This window comes from Mesorhizobium sp. M0761, assembly GCF_040320205.1.
Lineage (GTDB): Bacteria > Pseudomonadota > Alphaproteobacteria > Rhizobiales > Rhizobiaceae > Mesorhizobium.
In genome coordinates this window covers 1-17,743 of the sequence record NZ_JAMYPF010000031.1, presented here as the reverse complement: position 1 = coordinate 17,743, position 17,743 = coordinate 1, and the positions used below count along the sequence as shown (strand labels likewise).

The window sequence follows — 17,743 nt, the reverse complement described above, 5'->3', positions numbered from 1 at the left end:
AGGCGGAATCCTATTCGTCGCTCGACGTTCCGCTGGCGCCGGGCGCGGCGGCCGCCGCCTTGCGGCGCGCCTCGACGCGATCCTGGCGCTCGACGCCGATCAGTTCGGCAACGCGCCAGACGGTGTTGTCCTCCAGTTCATGCAGTTCGCCGTCGGCATAGACGATTTCCCACATCAGGCCGATGAAAGCCTTGCGCGCCTCGGCGTCGAGATGGCGCTTCAAGACGCTGGTGAAGGCATAGAGGTCGATCGCCTCATTGTCGGCGCGCTCGCCGGCGGCAGCCAGTGCATCGAGCTCGTCGCCGCTGATCGAATAGCTCTGCGCCAGCACCTGCTTGAACCGCTCCCACTCGACATCCTGGCGCACGCCGTCGGCATTCATCACATGATAGAGCAAAGCCGACGCCGCAACGCGCGGATCGTCCGCATTGGCGCGAGCCCCAGCCCCGGAGGGCAGGTCTTTCAGAAAGGCCAGGACGCGTTCGAACATGGTGCTCACTTCACTTTATTGGAGCATGATCTTTTCCAAAACCGCTATCCACTTTTTGAGATCATGCTTCAGGGATCAAAACAGGCGGAAGCGGCGCGGTGACTTGTCGGCTTCGTCGTCGGGGTCGACGCCAGGGTCGTCGGGCAGCCGGGCCAGTTCCTCGGCAGGTTCGACGGGTTCGGCATCGGGCGGTATTGCGGCGAAAGCGGCGGAAGTGACCGGTGTGACCTGGTCGTCGCCCACAGCGGACTTCGGCTCGATCGGCGCCTCGCTGATCGTCCTGGCGATGGCGGGATGATCGATCACTTCGGCTTCCTTTACCGGTTTGGCAGGTGCCGCAAGCACCGGCACATCGGCTTCGTCTTCATGGCTGTCAATGAGCTGGCCCAGCCGCTCCATCGGCGCGCGCCAGGCGAAAGCGTCGAGCTTGCCGCTGACCGGCGATACCGGCGCCCAGCGTTCGGAGACGACGCCGTCGGCGACCCAGGCCGGATCGCGCGGCGCCCTGACCGCCTTGGACAGCAATTGCCTGATCTTGCCCTGGTCGCCGGTCTCTGCCTCCTCGATGTCGGCCAGCAGCAGGTAAGCGCCTTCCCGGCGATCCATGCGGATCGCGGCTTCCGCCTCGCGGCGGGCGGTGGAAAAATCCTGCGCATCGAGCGCGGCGCGCCCCACCGTCATCGACGATTCGGCATTGTTGCGCTTCAGCTCCTGCAGCTTCTTCGCCCGGTTGAGACGATCGACCACGGCATCTCCCGGCCTTGCATGGGTGTAGAGCTCGGCGATCTCGGGATGCGGCTCCGCCTTCCAGGCTGCCTCAAGGATCTTCGAGCCTTTGCGCACATCGTTCTGTTTGAACAGAAGATTGGCGGCTGCAACCGCGGCCGGTGCGAAATCGGGCGCGAGCTTGTTGGCCTCGAGTGCCGCTGTCTTGGCTGCATTGGGGTCGCTATCGGTCAGCGCCTGCGCCTTGGCGGTCAACAGCACAGCGCGGCGGCGATTGGCGGCGTCGCGTTCGATCTGCCTGGTCGACTTCTGCGCCTCCACCAGCTTCAGCGCGCCGTCCCAGTCGCCGCGCCCGGTCAGATCCTCCAGCGTCGATTCGGCGGCCCAAGCCAGTTGCGGCGCGACGGAAGCGGCGCGCCCGGCATAGTGACGCGCCGCGTTGCGGTCGCCGAGCCGCTCGGCTTCGAGATAGAGCCCGCGCAGGCCAAGCAGCCGCATTTCGGGATCGTCGAGCATCGCCTCGAATTTTTCGCGCGCGCCCTCATGGTCGCCTTCGAGCAGCGAGGCTTGCGCTTCGAGCAGCTGGATCAGCGGCTCCTGGTCGGAGCGGATCAGTTTGGCGGCTTCCTTGGACTTCTTGCGGGCCAGCGCGCCATCGCCGGCGCCGGCTGCGATCATGCCGGTCGACAGCGCCTGATAGCCACGGTCGCGGCGGCGGACGCGGAAATAGCGCGAGATCGTGTACGGGCTGTTCCACAGCGACTTGATCAGCCACCAGACGATCATCACCGCTGCGACGACGGCAACGATCGCCACCGCCGCCACCATCAGGCTGACCTGGTATTGGTAACCGTTGAAGGTGACGACCATCTCGCCGGGACGATCGGCCAGCCAGGCAAAGCCGAGGCCGAGCGCGAAGACGGCGGCGAGAAAGATGAGAATGCGGATCATCGTGTCGTCCTCATGCCTTCATCGCACCCGCGATCAGCGCGTCGACCTGCGTCTCGACGTCGATGCGCGCCTTCAGTTTGCCGGCAAAGTCGGCGCCAGCAGCCTTGACCGCATCCGGCAGCGTTGCGTATTCGCTGAGCGCCTTGGCGTAGTCGCCCTGGTTGACCGCCACTTCGATGCGCGCCACGGTTTCCGGCGCGCCGGCGCCTTCGACGGCGCCGATCGGCCGGACCTTGACCAGCGATTCGGCGCTCGACAAAAGGTTCTGGAAGAAGCCGGCATTTTCATCGACCGGCGTCGCCGCCGCGACCATCGCATTGGCCGCGGCATCGCCCTCGCCGGCGATCTCGGTGCGGGTCGGGACGCCCTTTTCAGCGTAGGGGCGCAGCGCTGCAATCTGCGGTGCATCGGGCGAGATCGCCGCGAAGGTCTCCAACTCGGCGGCGAACGGCGCGCCGCGGTCAAGCGCCGCCTTCAAGGCCGAAGCGGCGATGGCCATCGCGATCTTTGGCTGCGAGGCCTGCGCATCGACCTTGCCGGCGAGCTGCGTCACCGACTGCTCCAGCGCGGCGATCTTGCCTTCCTGCGCCTTGGCTGCCTCGCCGGCCGATTTCACCAGTGCGTCGAGGCCCGCCAGTCTTTCATTGAGCGGCGCGAGATCGACGGGCGCTGCACCACCGGCCTGGCCAAGGGCGGCGACCGCCGTCTCTATCTGCTTGACCTTGTCGCCAAGCGCTGCAAGCCCGGCATTGTCGCCGGCGCCGCCCTTTTCGACCGCCGATTTCAGCGATGCGACATCGGCCTTGACCTGATCCAGCGCCGAAGACAGCCCGTCGACCTTGGCCGTTGCGGCGCCATTGCCGCTGGCTTCCCTGAGGTCGGCGATTTCGCGCTTCAGCGAAGCGATCTCGCCATTGACGCCGTCGAGCGAGACCGTGCCCGCCCCTGAGCCCGGAGCGCCAAGCACGCCGGCAAACTGCAGCCCCCCGGCGGCAGCCAGCGCGATGACACCGCCGATGATGCCGGCGGCAATGCCGTTCGTGCGCTTCGGTTGCGCGGCCATGGGCTGGTTCCCGGCTGTTCTTGGGGTTTCCTTGGGTGCACCCGGCTTGGGCGAGGCATCCTCGAAATTGTAGTCGGAGGTTCTGGCGCGCGGTGGCGCATCCAAAGCGGTGGGATAAGGCTGCTCCGCCTGGGTGGACGCCTTGGCATCGGCGCTTTCGGGAGCGGCGTGCGCCGCGGCGTCGGAGTGCTCCCACGGCTCGAGGTCGGCTTGATCGGCATGAACGGGCTCGTCAGGCGTCTCCGGCTGCGCATTGGCCATGGCAGCCGCATCCTCGGCCGCAACCGATTCTGCCGGGGCTTCGACGTCATCCGAGTTGGCGACATCCGTCTTGGCGGCATCCGCATCGGCAATGCGCGAGACAGCGCCGGGTTCGAGTTCGATGGTCACCGGCTCGCGGCGGCTTTTCGAATGTCGCATCTTCGGCGTCTTGACCATGCCTGGGCTCCGCAATCCTGCTTCGTCTGGGCGCCCGACGGCGCGTGATGGTTTGAAAAATGGTCTAGCACATCATCATCAGGTGAAAAGGGGCGGCGTGATGACACGGGGCTCAGTCGCCGCGATGCAACAGCTCAAGCAGCGCCTCCTCCTGCGGTTCCCGCGCCATGCGTATTTTTTTGGCAGCGGCATTGTCAAATGCCGCTGCCACGCGCTCGGAGAGCGCAAAAGCCTGCATGTTTTCAAAGAGATCGCGCAGCCCCGCCCGGTTGGTCAAGGCCTGCAACGCTGCCGCCGCCTTGGCTGAATAGAGCAGCACCGCGTCGACCGCCTGATCGGACAGGCGTGCACGGATTTGATCATCGGAATAATCGAGCGAAATCGTGTCGTAGGTTTCGACGGTGCGGACCTCGACGCCGACCTTTCGCAGCCGCGCCTCGAAGGCCGGAAACCGCACGCGCCCTGTGAGATAGACGACCGCCTTGCCGGAAAGGCCGGCAGCAATCGCCTCGGCCAGCCGCTCGGCGTCGCCCGCCCCTTCGCTGACCGACAAGAACCCTGCCGAACGTGCCGCTTCAGCCGTCCTGCGTCCGACGGCATGGCAAGGCAAGGCGGCGAGCGCACGAATGAGTTCTTTCGGCGCATGCCGCACGGCATTGGCGCTGGTCACAGCGACGGCCACGGCATTGTCGCTCGCAGCATCGGCGCCAACCGGCAGTGTCACCGTTTCGGTCAGCGGCAGAAGGAGCGGCTCAAATCCCAATTCCTGCAGCCGCCGCATGGTTCGCGACGCCCCGGGTTGCGGCCGCGTCACCAGGACACGCATATCAGACCCAGCCGTCGAAGAAGGTTTCGCCCGCTTTGACCCGCACCATCCTGGCCGCGTCCGTGCCGATGTCAGCGGCATCCAGCGCCAGGCCTTCGGCCTTGACCTCATGCGATTGCGTGCCATCGGGCGAAATGATCAGCCCAGCGAAAACCAGCCTGCCGCCCGAGATCGTCGCATAGCCGGCGATCGGCGTGCGGCAAGAGCCGTCGAGCGCCGCCAGGAAGGCGCGCTCACAGGCCAGCGCCTGGCCTGTCGGCACATCATGGATGGCCACCAGCATCTTTTCGACCTCGCTGTCGCCGATGCGGGTTTCGATGCCGATTGCGCCTTGTCCCGGCGCCGGCGGAAAAGCATCGAGCGGCATCAGATCGGTGACGACATGGCCGAGCCCGAGCCGCTTCAGCCCGGCATAAGCGAGGATCGTGCCTTCGGCGACGCCTTCCTCCAGCTTGCGCAGCCTGGTCTGCACATTGCCGCGGAACATGACCACGTCTAGGTCCGGCCGCATGCGCCGGATCAGCGCCTGGCGCCTGAGCGAGGACGACCCGACCTTGGCGCCTTGCGGCAAATCAACAATGCGCTTCACCGCCTTTCCGATGAAGGCGTCCCGCGCATCCTCGCGCGGCAGGAAGGCGGACAGCTCCAGCCCGTCCGGCAGCACTGTCGGCATATCCTTGGAGGAATGCACGGCGATATCGATCGTGCCGGCCAGCAGCGCCTCTTCGATCTCCTTGGTGAACAGGCCCTTGCCGCCGGCTTCCGACAGCGGCCGGTCCTGGATGCGGTCGCCGCTGGTCGAAATGACGACGACCTCGAAGGCTTCCGCCGGCATGCCGTGCGCTTCCATCAGCCGCGCCTGCGTTTCATGCGCCTGGGCGAGCGCCAGCGGGCTGCCGCGTGTTCCTATTTTCAAAGTTTGCATGGCGCGCGGTCCGTGATAACCCCCGGCTGGCTTTGCGTTTCCGGCGCTCTCCCTAGCGAGGCCCGCCTCTACTAACTAGGAAAGTCCGGCGACACAATCTCTGGAGACAGCGACGAATTGATCCGCGTTCTGGGCATTGAGACGAGTTGCGACGAGACCGCCGCCAGCGTGGTGACGCTGGACGGCGATTCCGTGCCGGTGATTGCGTCCAACATCGTGCTCAGCCAGATCGAGGAGCACGCCGCCTTCGGCGGCGTCGTGCCGGAGATCGCCGCGCGCGCCCATGTCGAGGCGCTGGACGGCATTGTCGAGGCCGCTCTTGCGGATTCGGGCGTAGCCCTGGCCGACATCGACGCCATTGCCGCCACTGCCGGCCCCGGCCTGGTCGGCGGGCTGATCGTCGGCCTGATGACGGCCAAGGCGATTGCAGCGGCCGCCGGCAAGCCGCTGATCGCCATCAACCATCTCGAAGGCCACGCACTGACCGCAAGGCTGACCGACGGGCTCGACTTCCCCTATCTGCTGCTGCTGGTTTCCGGCGGCCACACCCAGATCGTCGCCGTGCGCGGCGTTGGCGACTACCAGCGCTGGGCGACGACCATCGACGACGCGCTCGGCGAAGCTTTCGACAAGACGGCCAAAATGCTCGGCCTGCCCTATCCCGGCGGCCCGAACGTCGAAAAGGCGGCAATGTCGGGCGATGCGACGCGCTTTGCCTTTCCGCGGCCGATGAGGGGCTCGGCGCAGCCCGATTTCTCCTTCTCCGGCCTCAAGACCGCCGTGCGCCAGGCGGCGACCGCCATCCAGCCGCTAAGCGAGCAGGATGTCGCCGACATCTGCGCCTCGTTCCAGGCGGCGGTAGCCGACGCACTTGGCGACCGCGTGGCCCGCGCGCTGGCCCGCTTCCGCGGCGAATTTCCGGACAAGGCCGAGCCGACGCTGGTCGTTGCCGGTGGCGTCGCCGCCAACAGAGCGATCAAGGCGACGCTGCAGAAGCAGTGCGCCGAGGCCGGCTTCGCCTTTGTCGCGCCGCCGCTCAAACTGTGCACCGACAACGCGGCGATGATCGCCTGGGCCGGCATCGAGCGGTTGCGGGCAGGCCTGTCGCAAGAAAACGGCTTCGATTTCGTGCCGCGTTCGCGCTGGCCGCTGGACAGCATTTCGGCCCCGATGGTCGGCTCCGGCCGGCGCGGAGCAAAAGCATGAGCGCCGGCAACACAAGCGGCAGGGACAGAACCGGCTGGCGCGTCGCCGTGCTCGGCGGCGGCGCCTGGGGCACAGCGCTGGCGCTGGCGATGCTGCGCGCCGGTCACGATGTCCGGCTCTACGCCCGCGACGAAGAGACGGTTTCCGCGATCCGCCGCGGCGAGAACCCGCGTTATCTCCCCGGCATCGCCATTGAAACAGGCATTGCGGCGACGAGCGATATCGGCATGGCCCTGACTGATGCCGATTGCGCGCTGGCCGTGGCGCCGGCCCAGGCGCTGCGCGCCATGCTGACGACGGCAAAGCCCCATATGCCGAAAGGCATCTCGCTGGTTCTCTGCGCCAAGGGCATCGAGCGCGACACCGGCGCGCTGCTGTCGGCGATCGTTGGTGAGATCCTGCCCGAAACTCCGGTTTCGGCCTTGTCCGGTCCGAGCTTTGCCGCCGATGTGGCCAGGGGTCTGCCGACCGCTGTCGTGGTTGCTGCCCGCGACGACGCCTTGGCGGCCGAGCTTGCCGCGCGCTTTTCGGCGCAGAATCTGCGCTGCTATTCCAGCGACGATTTGATCGGCGTCGAGATCGGCGGTGCTTTGAAGAATGTGTTCGCCATTGCCGCTGGCGCCGTCACCGGCGCTGGGCTCGGCGCCAGTGCGCAGGCCGCCATGGTGACACGCGGCTTCGTCGAACTGCGCCGCATCGGCGCGTCCTTCGGCGCCAAGCCGGAGACGCTGATGGGGCTTTCCGGCCTCGGCGACCTTTTGCTCACCTGCTCTTCCGCCCAGTCGCGCAATTTCGCCTATGGGCTGGCGGTGGGGCAAGGTAAGCCCTTGTCCGGACTGCCGCTCGCCGAAGGCGTGCCGACGGCGGGGATCGCCGCTCGCATCGCCACCGAGCGCGACATCGACGCGCCGATCATCGCAGCGGTGTCGGCGGTACTGGACGGCACGATCACCATTCGGCAGGCTGTCACGGCATTGATGACCCGGCCGCTGAAGACCGAAAGCGGTATTAATTGTAAACTCCCGTGAACAGCTCGGCATTGTCCCCGCCAGGCACGATGCGGTTTTCATAGTGACCTTCCGGCAGCAGCAGTGCCTCGGCTGGACCGTTGCGCAGGACAACGTCGCTGGTACCTGCCTCCAAGGATAGGGGCGAAGAATGCGAGGTGCCGTTTATCTCGACCTCGCCGTCTGCAAGCTCCCCGCTGGTCGTGTACAGGCTGTATCGTCCGGCGACAGGCACCTTGAAAACGACCGGACGACCGGAATAGAGGCGACGACCAGCCATTCTGATGTTGGGAGCGATCTGGACGTAGCTGTCGCGGATGAGAGGCGCGATCACGGTATCGATCAAATCCATGCGATATGACCAGAGGACCATCTTGGGCGGGGAATCCGAGAGAACTTTGTAGGCTTCCGATTGCCTGCCTTCCTGCAATGTTTTCAAGACATAATGCTGGTCGAGCCAGAGTGTGGAGGGCTCCTGTCGATTGGGCAGCATGGCGATGCCGTCGAAATACTTCTCATCCGGTGCGAGCAAAGATTCCGCGCGCGAGACCAGTTCAAGCTGGGTCTGATTGTTGAGGCGTAGGTAAACGACATTGCTCGCGTAGCTCATGGCGATGGCTGTGATCAGCACCGCGAGGACAGGAACCCGGTAGCGCGCGTGGGTTGCGGTGCTGTCGAGAAGCTCCAACGACCAGAGCGCAACGAAGGGCAACGCCATGATGAAGACATAAGGCCAGGGCTGGTCGTGCGTGAATACCAGCACCGTGATGACGAGTGAAAAGATCAGCGCAATTCGCCTTCGACCATCGAGTTTCATGATCCGCATCAGTGACAGGGCCATACCGGAGAAACAGATCCCGTAAAGAAGGGCGTTCCGCGCCAGTGTCTGTAACACGAACTGCCTCAGTCCCCCGTAGTCACCGCCTCCACGCGTCGCAATCTCGACCGGGCCAAGTATAAGGTTTTTGGCCGCGAGAACAGGGGCGCCTCCACCGAAGATCAAGCAATAGACCATTATCGGAACGGCCCATCCAAGCACGAGCCACCCTCCGCGAACCGCCCCTGTTGCGTAGCGTCTCATCAAGGCTGCGTCAGCAACAAGGCCGATGCCGAGCGCAACGTTGAAGTAGACCGATTTCTGAGTGATGACGAAGGCAAGGCCACTTAGCATGCCGGCGGCAACAAGCTGCCTTGCCCTCAACCCAGGTGCGCGCAGGACAACCAGCAACGCCGCCACGGCGAAGAACACTGCCGGCGGTTCGGCGATGGTACGAAAGATGCGCTCCATGAAATTCGAAAAGCACAGGAGAACGAGGACGATCGTCAAAGCGCGCACGCGATCCTCGCCCAGAGCGCGAGCGCATGCGTAGATCAAAGAGATCGTCCCGCAGGCCAGCAACGCAGTCTGCATGCGGCCAGCAAGCAGAACCGACGTGGCATTCCAGCCGATCAGATGAGCAATCTCATAAAAAGCCGCATAGCCGACCGCCTTGGGATGCCAGATCGTATCGAACAGGCCGTTGGAGAAATATTTCGCCCATCCGAGTTGGACGAATTCATCCATGACGAAGCGGATGTTCCAAGCCAGAACGAACAGCAAGATGATCTTGAGTGCGATCAGGATATGCAGAAAAGTTGTTGTTGGGCGCTGCCCGAGAGCGAACAGCTTGTTTGGTCCCGGCTCCTGCGTATTCAAGACAACCCCCTCGATCGTGCCCAGGCAGACCAACGCCAGGCGTGCTGCCTCGCTGGGCGCAACGCCCTTCATCATCAGACAACAACTTCGAGGCCGGCAGCTCCGCTTGGCGAAGCATGGTTCCACCGCGGTTAATTTTCCGAGACTGTGCGGAACTGAAGCCGTCGCGCTTCGGATTCTTGCAGCGCTCCGCTCCAGCCTGTCTATACGTAGCGGACTTTAGCCGCTGTTAGCCTTTTGCTTGCTAAGAAGCGTTACGTTCAGACACGGCAACCTGCCTCTGCGACAATGCGGAGGCTTGAAAGGACATCGCGTGCTACAACCCAAGATGGCATCGGGCCTCGTCTGCCCAGTCTGCTATTCCAGGCTTGGCACAAGCCCGGTTGCCCTGACCTGCGAATCTTGCCCTGCCCCCTATCCCGTGCACAAAGGGATTCCGTTCTTTGTCGAGTCGCCGGTGAGGGAGGGCTTCGACGCGAGCTTCCATGAAGAGGCGTATGCCGGTACCAGTACGCGCGCCCGTCTCTACAATTCGCTCAAGCAGGTCATCACCAGCGAATATTCACCGCACGACACGCTAAATTCGTTTCTTGCCTCGATACCTCAGGACTCGATGATCGTTGAGTTCGGCTCCGGCGCACGGCGCGTCCGCCCCGATGTTCTCAACATTGACCTGTTCCCCACCCCGAACGTCGATCTGGTCGCGAATATCGAGCACACGCCGCTTGCGAGCGATTCCGTCGACGTCGTCATTCTGGACAGCGTGATCGAGCATGTTCCCAATCCGGTAGCGGTCGTCGATGAAGTGTTCCGTGTCCTGAAGCCGGGTGGGAAGCTGCTCTGCATCAACCCTTTCCTGTTCCCCTATCACGGCTATCCCGCCCACTACTGCAACTTCACAAAGGACGGGATCGAGCAGCTTCTCCAGCGGTTCGCAAGGGTAGAGGTCCAGACGCATCAAGGGCCGACAAGCGCGATCGTCAACATCCTTTCGGAATATATCGGCGTCGTTATCGGTCGAGAGAACCGAACCCGCTACATGATAGCGAAAGCCGCAATCCTGACGCTGACATTCCCGTTGAAGTTTATCGATAAATTTCTGGTCGATCGCCCGGAGAGTCACCGGATCGCCAGCATGCTCAGCACCATCGCGACCAAATAGCGTGTCGTTGATCCGCGCTTACCGCCTCGTGACACGCCGGGATCCACCCATCTGCTACCAGCTGAGCAGTTCACAATAATTCGGCCGGTCCGGTGATGCCGATACTCTCTTTGCCGTCGGGAAATGCCGCTTTGCCATGGCCGCGAAGTCCGAACGCGAAAACAAGACGACATGCTTGTCTCCGGTAATGTGCCGGTCCGCAAGAAGCGACAAGGTGGCGCGTATTCCACCAGGCTCGATGTCCTTGAGGATGATCTTCCGGCAGGCCCAGCGTTCGCAACTGTTGGCCAGCGATTTGAAGAACGCCTCGCGCCGATCCACCGGTACATGATGAATGACGTCGGAAATCGTGACGACATCGTAAGACCCTTGCACGCTGGAAAGGTCCGTCGCGGGCAGAAGTTCGACCTTCGCCCGATTTGCGTTGCTTAGAAACGCACCGATCGAAGGGGCGAGATCGCACATCGTAATCCTCAGGTCGGGGCGCTGATCGAGCAGCCGGTCGACGAGCGCTCCATCGCCGCCGCCGATATCCAAAACCTTCGCGCCGTTCGGCAATTCGCGATCGAGAAAATCCGCGATTGCATTGAGATTGACGAAAACGCGACGGTAGACGTCTCCGACCGGCTTGAAATGGCGGCCAAGAGCCCTGCGCATGATCTGACCTGGCGGTAGCATTCTTATTCCTCGTTTCCGGAAAATTGTCGTGTGGTTGAGCGAGATGCTGTCGGCGCGGTGGCGGACCGTAGACTGAACCGTGACAAGATAGCCAAATGCGCAACCACAACGTTCCAGATGAGTAACGCCACGGTGGCGATCGGAGACGCGATCGCAACACCAAGGCCAAGCCAGGAACAGAGAAGCACCATCATGGCTACCGAGATCGGGTAGGCCGCAGCCACGCCTGCCGCAAAACGCGCAAATGCCTTGAAGCGCAGCGGTTTGCCGAAGGTGAACCAGCTGTGCAGAGCGTAGCCGGTCGGCGTCACCGCCAGGAATGAAATCATGATGCCCAGCAGGTAGTGCCTGCCCAGCTGATCGACCGTAATCATGATGACATTGTGCGCAATTGCGCATATCGCTCCCACCACAATGTACCGCCGTCCCCGTTCCAGAAGCGGTCTTTCACTCTGGTCCACTGGGATGTCGGCGATCCTGACAGAGCTGGACATCGCCTCAGAAAGCTCCTGTCAGTTTCGCGCGAAGCCGGCACATGACACGCTCACGCAGCCGCGAATCGCGCAAATAGCGCCTCAATCCCGTCGGCCCGAGCGACAGCATGATACGAGCGGCTCGAAGCAAGGCCTTCAAGTCGCCGGCTGACGCAGCCGCCAGCGACACATTAACGCTGATCGATGCCCGAGCAGCAGATTCGATCCGGCGCCGGCTGCGCGCCGAAAGCCGGTCCAAATGGCGCTCCAGGACAGTCTGCATTTGCGAACGGAATTCGTTCGCATCGCGCGATCCGGTTACGGTCAGCGAATCGCCATGAACCCGGAAGGCCGTGGTTATCTCCTGGTGATAAATGACGGGTCCGGAAACGGCGAGCTTCGCCCATATATCCCAATCAGCCGTATACCAGAGCCTCTCATCCATACCCCCGCATGCCAGCCACGCATTCCGACGAAATATCGGAGCAGGCACGGACACGAAATTCTGTACGAGAAGCCGTTCCAGCAAGAAGTCGGATTCGAGCACCTTGTCGCTCGGCAAGGGACAGTTCCAGCATCCCATTCCCCGGCCGTAGCGGTCGACGATCGCAGTCGGGGCCAAGTGAAGCGCTGCTTCGGGCAGGTCCTCGAGCCAGCGTCGCGTGGCCTCGATGCGCCCGGGCAACCAAAGGTCGTCTTGGTGGAGTATGCAGACATAGTCGGCGGCGGCCAGCTCAACGCCCAGATTGGTCTTCGACTGCCAGGGCGCTAGATCCTTTCGCCGCAGCAGCCGGAAGGCCGGCCGGTGGAGAAATCGCTCGACAATGGCGGAAGTAGCGTTTGTCGGGCTGCTGTCGATAATGATTATCTCCAGGCCATCGCTCGGCTCTGCAGCAAGCGAGTCAAGTGTCGCTCCAATCCATGCCGCCCCGTCATGGACCGGCATGACAACCGACAGAAAAGGCTTTGCGGCCGCGCGGCTTGCCGCTTGAATTTCCGCTCGCAAGGCTGCTGGAGGGCTAGAGCTCACGTCTGCTACTCAACGTATCAAGCAGCAATTTGAGCACGAAGCCGGACAGCACCATCGACATGCCGGCCACGCAGATGGTGGTGACTACAAAGGTCAGGTGCACCGATTGCTCCATGGGGCCGCCAATAAGAATCCAATGTAGCGCGAGTGACACATCGGCCGCGAAGCCGGTTGCCGCGAGTACGCCACCGGAAAAAACCAGCCATTCCAAAGGCCGGCCGCGCGTCAGCCATGGCACAATTCGACCGCTGTAGACCGGGTGGTAGATGGCGATTGCCACCTTTGCCAGCATACCGAACAGGATCGCTGAAAGGCCAATCAACGTCGCCATGGCCGAAAGCGCGACGAAGTGAATTCCAAAGTACCATCCGCCGATGCGAACAGGCCCAGCCGCGAGAACGGCAAGGCCGGCAATGCCAGCGATCAACAAGGTCAGCCCAGGCACGAGATACATGGTATCGGGCGCATGGGCTATGATCAGCCGCAGATGTCGCCAACCGTCCCGGAAGGAACGCAGATGCGGCGCGCGGTTGCGCTTGTCGGGGTAGAGCTTGATCGGCACTTCACGAATGGCGAGCCCAGCGCGATGCGCATTGATGATCATTTCCGAAGCGAATTCCATCCCTGGCGAGCGCGCGCCGATTTTTAGAAATGCCTCGCGCGTGAAACCGCGCATGCCGCAATGGAAGTCGCGGACCGGAGAGTTGTGCAAACAGCGAGCGATGGTGGAAAGGACAGGATTGCCGAGGTAGCGATGCAACGATGGCATGGCGCCCGGCTGGATCCCGCCGGCGAACCGGTCGCCCATCACAAGTTCCGCACCCTGTTCCAACGCATCGACGAAATCGCCGAGCTGGCTCCAATCGTAGGAATCATCGGCATCCGCCATGATGAGATATTTGCCTTCGGCCGCTTCGACCGCGGCACTGATTGCCGCGCCATAGCCCTTTACCGGCTGATGAACGACCCGCGCTCCCAGCTTTTGCGCAATCTCCACCGACTTGTCCGCGGATCCATTGTCGCCAACGACGACTTCCCCCTTGATGCCGCGCATCGAGAAGGCATTGAAGGCTTTGCGAATGCAAATGCCGAGCGTCAGTTCCTCGTTCAGGCAAGGAATGATTGCAGAGACGAGAACACGCTCGGTCCCCATGCCGGCCGTGAAAGCAAGCGCGACGTCGTCGATCCGAACCGTCGTGTTGCGCGCGATGCTCTCCATTGCGACCTCTATTCAGGCGTTCTGAGCAGACCAGCCCATTTCACAATTGGCTTGCTGGAGTGTTGCGTATCGAAAATTGATTATTTTTGAATTTACGAAATACTCGGTAGTGTATTTATAGGCGGCGGCAAGCAAAGCTGGTGCGCTGTTGTGGTGCGCGACGCAGCCTGTCGCCTTCGTCCACTCTTTCGGCGACGCGGGTTGCGTTTGTGATTTTCATCAACCCAGGACTGTCAACTATTTCAACGCCTTGGCTTGAGCCATAGCGGAGATTCAATGCGTCGAGAGATCGTCATTTGGCATTGACCCGAAGCCAGCATAAAAGCAAAACCGCGATTTCGGCAGTTCAAGCGAGCTGTTGTCGCAATCCCAAAACGGAGTTTTAAAAATGCTGTTTGCGTTGATTTGCAAGGACAAGCGGGGCAGCCTGCAGGTGCGGGTCGATACGCGACCGGTCCACGTCGCCTTTCTCGAAGGCCTGAACGCCGACAACAAACTGGCCTTTGCCGGCCCGTTCCTCGACGCCGAAGGCAAGCCCAATGGCAGCCTCGTCGTCGTCGAAGCGCCCGATCTCGCCGGTGCGCAGGCGCTGTCGGCTGCCGACCCCTATGCCAAGGCCGGGCTGTTCGAAAGTGTCGAAATCCGCCAGTGGAACTGGACCTTCAACAAGCCGGCGGCTAGTTAGTTCCGACGGCGCCTAGAGCGATCCCAGGAAAAGTGTGGAACGGTTTTCCGTCCGGAATTGCGCAAAAAATAGTAGTTGGAGCAAAGACATGAACTACTGGCTGTTCAAATCCGAACCTTCGGTCTTCTCCTTCGAGGCGCTGAAGGCCAAGGGCAAGGCCGGCACGCAGTGGGACGGCGTGCGCAACTATGCAGCGCGCAACAACATGAAGGCGATGCAGATCGGCGATCTCGGCTTCTTCTATCACTCCAATGAAGGGCTGAACGTCGTCGGCATTGCCGAAGTCTGCGGGCTTGCCCATCCCGACAGCACCACCGACGATCCGCGCTGGGAATGCGTCGACATCCGAGCCTTCAAGGATGTGCCGAACCCGCCGACGCTGGAACAGGTCAAGGCCAATCCGAAACTCGCCGAGATGGCTCTGGTGCGGCTTGGACGGCTTTCCGTACAGCCGGTGACGCCGGCCGAATGGAAGGAAGTCTGCCGCATGGGCGGCCTGACGCCGGCTCCGTGACGGCCCTCACGCCGAACAGCGCGAAAAAGTTCATTCTCGACAACACGGCGCTTATGTCGCCGCCGCATGTGCCGGAGATTGTCCTCAATCTTGCCGACGAAGCGCATGACCTCTGGCAGCGCACGGAGAACGAGCTGATTGAAATCGGCCTGCCGCCGCCGTTCTGGGCCTTTGCCTGGGCCGGCGGTCAGGGCCTTGCCCGTTACGTGCTGGACAATCCGTCGGATGTGCGGGGCAAACGCGTGCTCGACTTCGCCTCCGGCTCCGGCCTTGTCGCCATCGCCGCCGCCAAGGCGGGTGCGGCGCACGTGATCGCCGCCGACATCGACCCGTTCTGCGAAACGGCGATCCGCCTCAACGCAGAGGCCAATGGCGTTGCCATCGACTTTTGCGGCACGGACTGCATCGGCACCGACGCCGGCTGGGACGTGGTGCTGGCCGGCGACGTCTTCTACGACAAATCCTTCGCCGACACGCTGATGCCGTGGTTTTCGACACTGAAGGCGCGCGGCGCTGACATCCTCGTCGGCGATCCGGGCCGCTCCTACATGCCGAAGGCGGGACTGGAGCCGCTCGCAGTCTACGAAGTGGCGGTGACGCGGGCGCTGGAGGACGCCCTGGTCAAGCGCACCACGGTGTGGCGCTTCGCTTGACGGCATTGCCGAACAGGCGTTCCATCGCGCATTGATTTGAAGAATACGCATGTCGTTATCCCAGAACCGTCAGGCTTTGGGCTGCATGCTTGAGGGGAGGACTTTATGGATTTTTCAGTGGTGAACTGGCTGGCGGTGGTTGTCGCGGCCGTCGCGGCGTGGCTGTTTGGCGCCGTCTGGTACACGGCCCTCAGCAAGCCTTGGATGAGGGCGGCCAGGATCGATCCGTCAACGTCAAAGAAATCGATATTGCCCTTCATCATCTCCTTCATCGCCGAGCTGATCATGGCGCTGGTCTTAGCCTTGGTCGTCGGCGCGATGACCGGCGGCGAGCCGGTCCTTGTCGCAGGGCTGGTCTTCGGCTTCGTCCTCTGGCTGGGTTTCGTCGCCACGACGCTGACGGCCAACCATCGCTATGAGAATTTCGGCTGGGACCTGACCCTCATCGACGGCGGCCACTGGCTCGGCGTGCTGTTGATCATCGGCGCGGTGATCGGCTGGTTCGGGACGCCGGTCGCCGGCTGAGGCCTGCAGAAGTCGTCAGGTCTGCGTCCTGGCGACTTCGTCGAGGATCCATTCACGGAAAGCGATGATGCGCGGATCGTTGGCAGTGCTCTCGGGATAGACCAGGAAGTAGCCGAACTCCGGCCCCACGCGCAGACCGAGTTCAAAGGGCTGCACCAGCCTTCCCTGGGAAAGGTCGTTTGCCACCATGGCGAACTCGGCGAGCGCCACGGCATTGCCGTCGAGCGCCGCCTGCACGGCATCGGTAGAGGTTCCAAACACGATAGTCCGGCTGTCGTCGAAATCGTTGATGCCGGCCGCGGCCATCCACATGCGCCAGTTCGGCCATGTCACGCCTTGGCGCGACCATTCGATATGGGCAAGCGTGTGGTTGAAGAGGTCGCGCGGTTCGCGCAGCGGCGGGCCGGAGGTCAGCAGGCTCGGGCTGCACACCGGAATGAGGATGTTGTCGAACAGGCGATGGGCGCGAAGCCCCGGATACTTGCCGACCCCGAACCGGATGCCGACATCGACGTCGTCGAGTTCGAAATCGCGCACTTCGTAGCCGATGTCGAACCTCAGCTCGATACTGGGCTGAAGTTTGCGAAAATCGTCGACGCGCCGCATCAGCCATTTTGACGCGAACTGCGCGTCGAGCGTCACCTTCAGCAATGCCGTGCCGCGCGTCAGCTTGCGCGCCCGCGACACCGCCCGGTTGAGCAGGTCCAGCGCATCGATCGAGGCCTCGAACAGCACCGTACCTGCCTCGGTCAACCGGATGGTACGACTGGTTCGCGTGAACAGCACCAGCCCGAGCTGATCCTCGATTTCCTTGATCTGGTGGCTGACCGCCGCCGGCGTCAGCCCGAGCTCGTCGGCAGCGCGGGTGAAATTGAGGTGGCGGGCGGCGGCTTCCAGAGTCCTCAGCGCGCGCGTTCCGGGCAACAGACGGGACATCAACGTATCCTCAAATAAAACTTGACGATCCGAAAAGAACTACTCGTTTCTCTCATGGATTTCAATGCGGCATGATGCATCCATCGAAACACCATCAAGCCGGATTTGATATCCGGCGGAACACGGGAGCGCATCATGTCCATCTTCGTTTTGAACTCGCCAGCAGCTCGCTCGAACTGGTTGCATGCCGTAACGGACTGGCTTCGCCAGGCGAAAGTCGCCATCAACCTGCCGCGCCAGGACGTGGAGGATCTGTCGGATCGCCAGTTGCGGGACGTCGGCGCGCAGCGCAAGGACGTGACGCGGGCCGTGGACCGGGAACTCGGCCGGCTTGGATTGCTGGACACTGGGTGGCAGAAGCCGAGAAGGCGTTAGGCAATGGTGAGTAGTGAGTAGTGAGTAGTGAGTAGTGAGTAGTAAAGGATTGAAACGACGCCGAGACCATCCTTACTCCCTACTCCCTACTCCCTACTCCCTACTCCCTACTCCCTACTCCCTACTCCCTACTCCCTACTCCCTACTCCCTACTCCCTACTCCCT

General features: G+C 62.6%; 19 protein-coding genes. 8 read left to right on the top strand and 11 right to left on the bottom strand.

Annotated features, from left to right (window positions below; translation table 11 throughout):
* Positions 1-10 precede the first annotated feature (10 nt).
* The 5 genes from NKI32_RS30160 to hemC form a co-directional block, all read right to left on the bottom strand.
* Positions 11-490: a tellurite resistance TerB family protein gene (locus tag NKI32_RS30160; protein WP_023702389.1), complete on the bottom strand. Its 480-nt coding sequence runs from the start codon at positions 488-490 to the stop codon at positions 11-13.
* A 75-nt stretch (positions 491-565) separates the two neighbouring features.
* Positions 566-2,167 carry a heme biosynthesis protein HemY gene (locus NKI32_RS30155; RefSeq protein WP_353004982.1) on the bottom strand — a complete coding sequence of 534 codons (1,602 nt, stop codon included), beginning with the start codon at positions 2,165-2,167 and terminating at the stop codon, positions 566-568.
* Between the two features lie 10 nt (positions 2,168-2,177).
* Positions 2,178-3,668 carry a COG4223 family protein gene (locus tag NKI32_RS30150; RefSeq protein ID WP_353004981.1) on the bottom strand — a complete coding sequence of 497 codons (1,491 nt, stop codon included), beginning with the start codon at positions 3,666-3,668 and terminating at the stop codon, positions 2,178-2,180.
* Positions 3,669-3,780: 112 nt separating this feature from the next.
* Complete coding sequence (locus NKI32_RS30145; RefSeq protein ID WP_353004980.1) at positions 3,781-4,494, bottom strand: uroporphyrinogen-III synthase; 714 nt, start codon at positions 4,492-4,494, stop codon at positions 3,781-3,783.
* A gap of 1 nt (position 4,495) precedes the next feature.
* Positions 4,496-5,419, bottom strand: a complete 924-nt coding sequence (gene hemC, locus NKI32_RS30140; RefSeq protein ID WP_023736796.1) for a hydroxymethylbilane synthase — start codon at positions 5,417-5,419, stop codon at positions 4,496-4,498.
* Positions 5,420-5,539: 120 nt separating this feature from the next.
* On the opposite strand from hemC, the gene tsaD reads away from it, so the two are divergent.
* Positions 5,540-6,625 carry a tRNA (adenosine(37)-N6)-threonylcarbamoyltransferase complex transferase subunit TsaD gene (tsaD, locus tag NKI32_RS30135; RefSeq protein WP_353005000.1) on the top strand — a complete coding sequence of 362 codons (1,086 nt, stop codon included), beginning with the start codon at positions 5,540-5,542 and terminating at the stop codon, positions 6,623-6,625.
* On the top strand, positions 6,622-7,653 hold the full coding sequence (locus NKI32_RS30130; RefSeq protein ID WP_353004977.1) for an NAD(P)H-dependent glycerol-3-phosphate dehydrogenase: 1,032 nt from the start codon (positions 6,622-6,624) through the stop codon (positions 7,651-7,653). The genes tsaD and NKI32_RS30130 overlap by 4 nt, the downstream gene beginning before the upstream one ends.
* Here NKI32_RS30130 and NKI32_RS30125 read toward each other — a convergent pair.
* Complete coding sequence (locus NKI32_RS30125) at positions 7,634-9,403, bottom strand: DUF7056 domain-containing protein (protein WP_352626026.1); 1,770 nt, start codon at positions 9,401-9,403, stop codon at positions 7,634-7,636. The two genes, NKI32_RS30130 and NKI32_RS30125, sit on opposite strands and share 20 nt — an antisense overlap.
* Before the next feature lie 238 nt (positions 9,404-9,641).
* Here NKI32_RS30125 and NKI32_RS30120 point away from each other — a divergent pair, with 238 nt between their 5' ends.
* On the top strand, positions 9,642-10,490 hold the full coding sequence (locus tag NKI32_RS30120) for a methyltransferase domain-containing protein (RefSeq protein ID WP_352512763.1): 849 nt from the start codon (positions 9,642-9,644) through the stop codon (positions 10,488-10,490).
* A 54-nt stretch (positions 10,491-10,544) separates the two neighbouring features.
* Here the strand turns inward: NKI32_RS30120 and NKI32_RS30115 are convergent, their stop codons facing one another.
* The 4 genes from NKI32_RS30115 to NKI32_RS30100 form a co-directional block, all read right to left on the bottom strand.
* Positions 10,545-11,147, bottom strand: a complete 603-nt coding sequence (locus tag NKI32_RS30115; protein WP_353004998.1) for a class I SAM-dependent methyltransferase — start codon at positions 11,145-11,147, stop codon at positions 10,545-10,547.
* A gap of 23 nt (positions 11,148-11,170) precedes the next feature.
* Positions 11,171-11,662, bottom strand: coding sequence for a GtrA family protein (locus tag NKI32_RS30110; protein ID WP_352512766.1), 492 nt, complete (start codon positions 11,660-11,662; stop codon positions 11,171-11,173).
* A gap of 4 nt (positions 11,663-11,666) precedes the next feature.
* Positions 11,667-12,587 (bottom strand): glycosyltransferase, encoded by a 921-nt coding sequence (locus NKI32_RS30105; RefSeq protein ID WP_353004973.1) that lies wholly within the window; start codon positions 12,585-12,587, stop codon positions 11,667-11,669.
* A gap of 73 nt (positions 12,588-12,660) precedes the next feature.
* On the bottom strand, positions 12,661-13,890 hold the full coding sequence (locus tag NKI32_RS30100) for a glycosyltransferase family 2 protein (RefSeq protein WP_352512769.1): 1,230 nt from the start codon (positions 13,888-13,890) through the stop codon (positions 12,661-12,663).
* Positions 13,891-14,278: 388 nt separating this feature from the next.
* On the opposite strand from NKI32_RS30100, the gene NKI32_RS30095 reads away from it, so the two are divergent.
* The 4 genes from NKI32_RS30095 to NKI32_RS30080 all read left to right on the top strand — a co-directional run bounded on the left by NKI32_RS30095 (position 14,279) and on the right by NKI32_RS30080 (position 16,267).
* Positions 14,279-14,575, top strand: coding sequence for a YciI-like protein (locus tag NKI32_RS30095; RefSeq protein ID WP_352460307.1), 297 nt, complete (start codon positions 14,279-14,281; stop codon positions 14,573-14,575).
* 88 nt (positions 14,576-14,663) lie between these two features.
* Positions 14,664-15,089: an EVE domain-containing protein gene (locus NKI32_RS30090; RefSeq protein WP_023683904.1), complete on the top strand. Its 426-nt coding sequence runs from the start codon at positions 14,664-14,666 to the stop codon at positions 15,087-15,089.
* Positions 15,044-15,742, top strand: coding sequence for a class I SAM-dependent methyltransferase (locus tag NKI32_RS30085; RefSeq protein ID WP_352626027.1), 699 nt, complete (start codon positions 15,044-15,046; stop codon positions 15,740-15,742). The genes NKI32_RS30090 and NKI32_RS30085 overlap by 46 nt, the downstream gene beginning before the upstream one ends.
* A 105-nt stretch (positions 15,743-15,847) precedes the next feature.
* Positions 15,848-16,267 carry a DUF1761 domain-containing protein gene (locus tag NKI32_RS30080; RefSeq protein WP_023698384.1) on the top strand — a complete coding sequence of 140 codons (420 nt, stop codon included), beginning with the start codon at positions 15,848-15,850 and terminating at the stop codon, positions 16,265-16,267.
* 15 nt (positions 16,268-16,282) lie between these two features.
* Here the strand turns inward: NKI32_RS30080 and gcvA are convergent, their stop codons facing one another.
* Positions 16,283-17,203 (bottom strand): transcriptional regulator GcvA, encoded by a 921-nt coding sequence (gene gcvA, locus NKI32_RS30075; protein ID WP_023683901.1) that lies wholly within the window; start codon positions 17,201-17,203, stop codon positions 16,283-16,285.
* Positions 17,204-17,338: 135 nt separating this feature from the next.
* Here gcvA and NKI32_RS30070 point away from each other — a divergent pair, with 135 nt between their 5' ends.
* Entirely contained in the window at positions 17,339-17,578 is a 240-nt protein-coding gene (locus NKI32_RS30070) for a hypothetical protein (RefSeq protein ID WP_023670491.1), read from the top strand.
* Positions 17,579-17,743: the final 165 nt, after the last annotated feature.

Coding starts and splice junctions, on each gene's coding strand:
- NKI32_RS30090 (WP_023683904.1), top strand. CDS start 14,664: ATGAACTACTGGCTGTTCAAATCCGAACCTTCGGTCTTCTCCTTCGAG.
- NKI32_RS30155 (WP_353004982.1), bottom strand. CDS start 2,167: ATGATCCGCATTCTCATCTTTCTCGCCGCCGTCTTCGCGCTCGGCCTC.
- gcvA (WP_023683901.1), bottom strand. CDS start 17,203: ATGTCCCGTCTGTTGCCCGGAACGCGCGCGCTGAGGACTCTGGAAGCC.
- NKI32_RS30095 (WP_352460307.1), top strand. CDS start 14,279: ATGCTGTTTGCGTTGATTTGCAAGGACAAGCGGGGCAGCCTGCAGGTG.
- NKI32_RS30130 (WP_353004977.1), top strand. CDS start 6,622: ATGAGCGCCGGCAACACAAGCGGCAGGGACAGAACCGGCTGGCGCGTC.
- NKI32_RS30160 (WP_023702389.1), bottom strand. CDS start 490: ATGTTCGAACGCGTCCTGGCCTTTCTGAAAGACCTGCCCTCCGGGGCT.
- NKI32_RS30070 (WP_023670491.1), top strand. CDS start 17,339: ATGTCCATCTTCGTTTTGAACTCGCCAGCAGCTCGCTCGAACTGGTTG.
- NKI32_RS30110 (WP_352512766.1), bottom strand. CDS start 11,662: ATGTCCAGCTCTGTCAGGATCGCCGACATCCCAGTGGACCAGAGTGAA.
- NKI32_RS30085 (WP_352626027.1), top strand. CDS start 15,044: ATGGAAGGAAGTCTGCCGCATGGGCGGCCTGACGCCGGCTCCGTGACG.
- NKI32_RS30150 (WP_353004981.1), bottom strand. CDS start 3,668: ATGGTCAAGACGCCGAAGATGCGACATTCGAAAAGCCGCCGCGAGCCG.
- NKI32_RS30115 (WP_353004998.1), bottom strand. CDS start 11,147: ATGCGCAGGGCTCTTGGCCGCCATTTCAAGCCGGTCGGAGACGTCTAC.
- NKI32_RS30080 (WP_023698384.1), top strand. CDS start 15,848: ATGGATTTTTCAGTGGTGAACTGGCTGGCGGTGGTTGTCGCGGCCGTC.
- NKI32_RS30100 (WP_352512769.1), bottom strand. CDS start 13,890: ATGGAGAGCATCGCGCGCAACACGACGGTTCGGATCGACGACGTCGCG.
- NKI32_RS30125 (WP_352626026.1), bottom strand. CDS start 9,403: ATGATGAAGGGCGTTGCGCCCAGCGAGGCAGCACGCCTGGCGTTGGTC.
- NKI32_RS30145 (WP_353004980.1), bottom strand. CDS start 4,494: ATGCGTGTCCTGGTGACGCGGCCGCAACCCGGGGCGTCGCGAACCATG.
- hemC (WP_023736796.1), bottom strand. CDS start 5,419: ATGCAAACTTTGAAAATAGGAACACGCGGCAGCCCGCTGGCGCTCGCC.
- NKI32_RS30105 (WP_353004973.1), bottom strand. CDS start 12,587: ATGCCGGTCCATGACGGGGCGGCATGGATTGGAGCGACACTTGACTCG.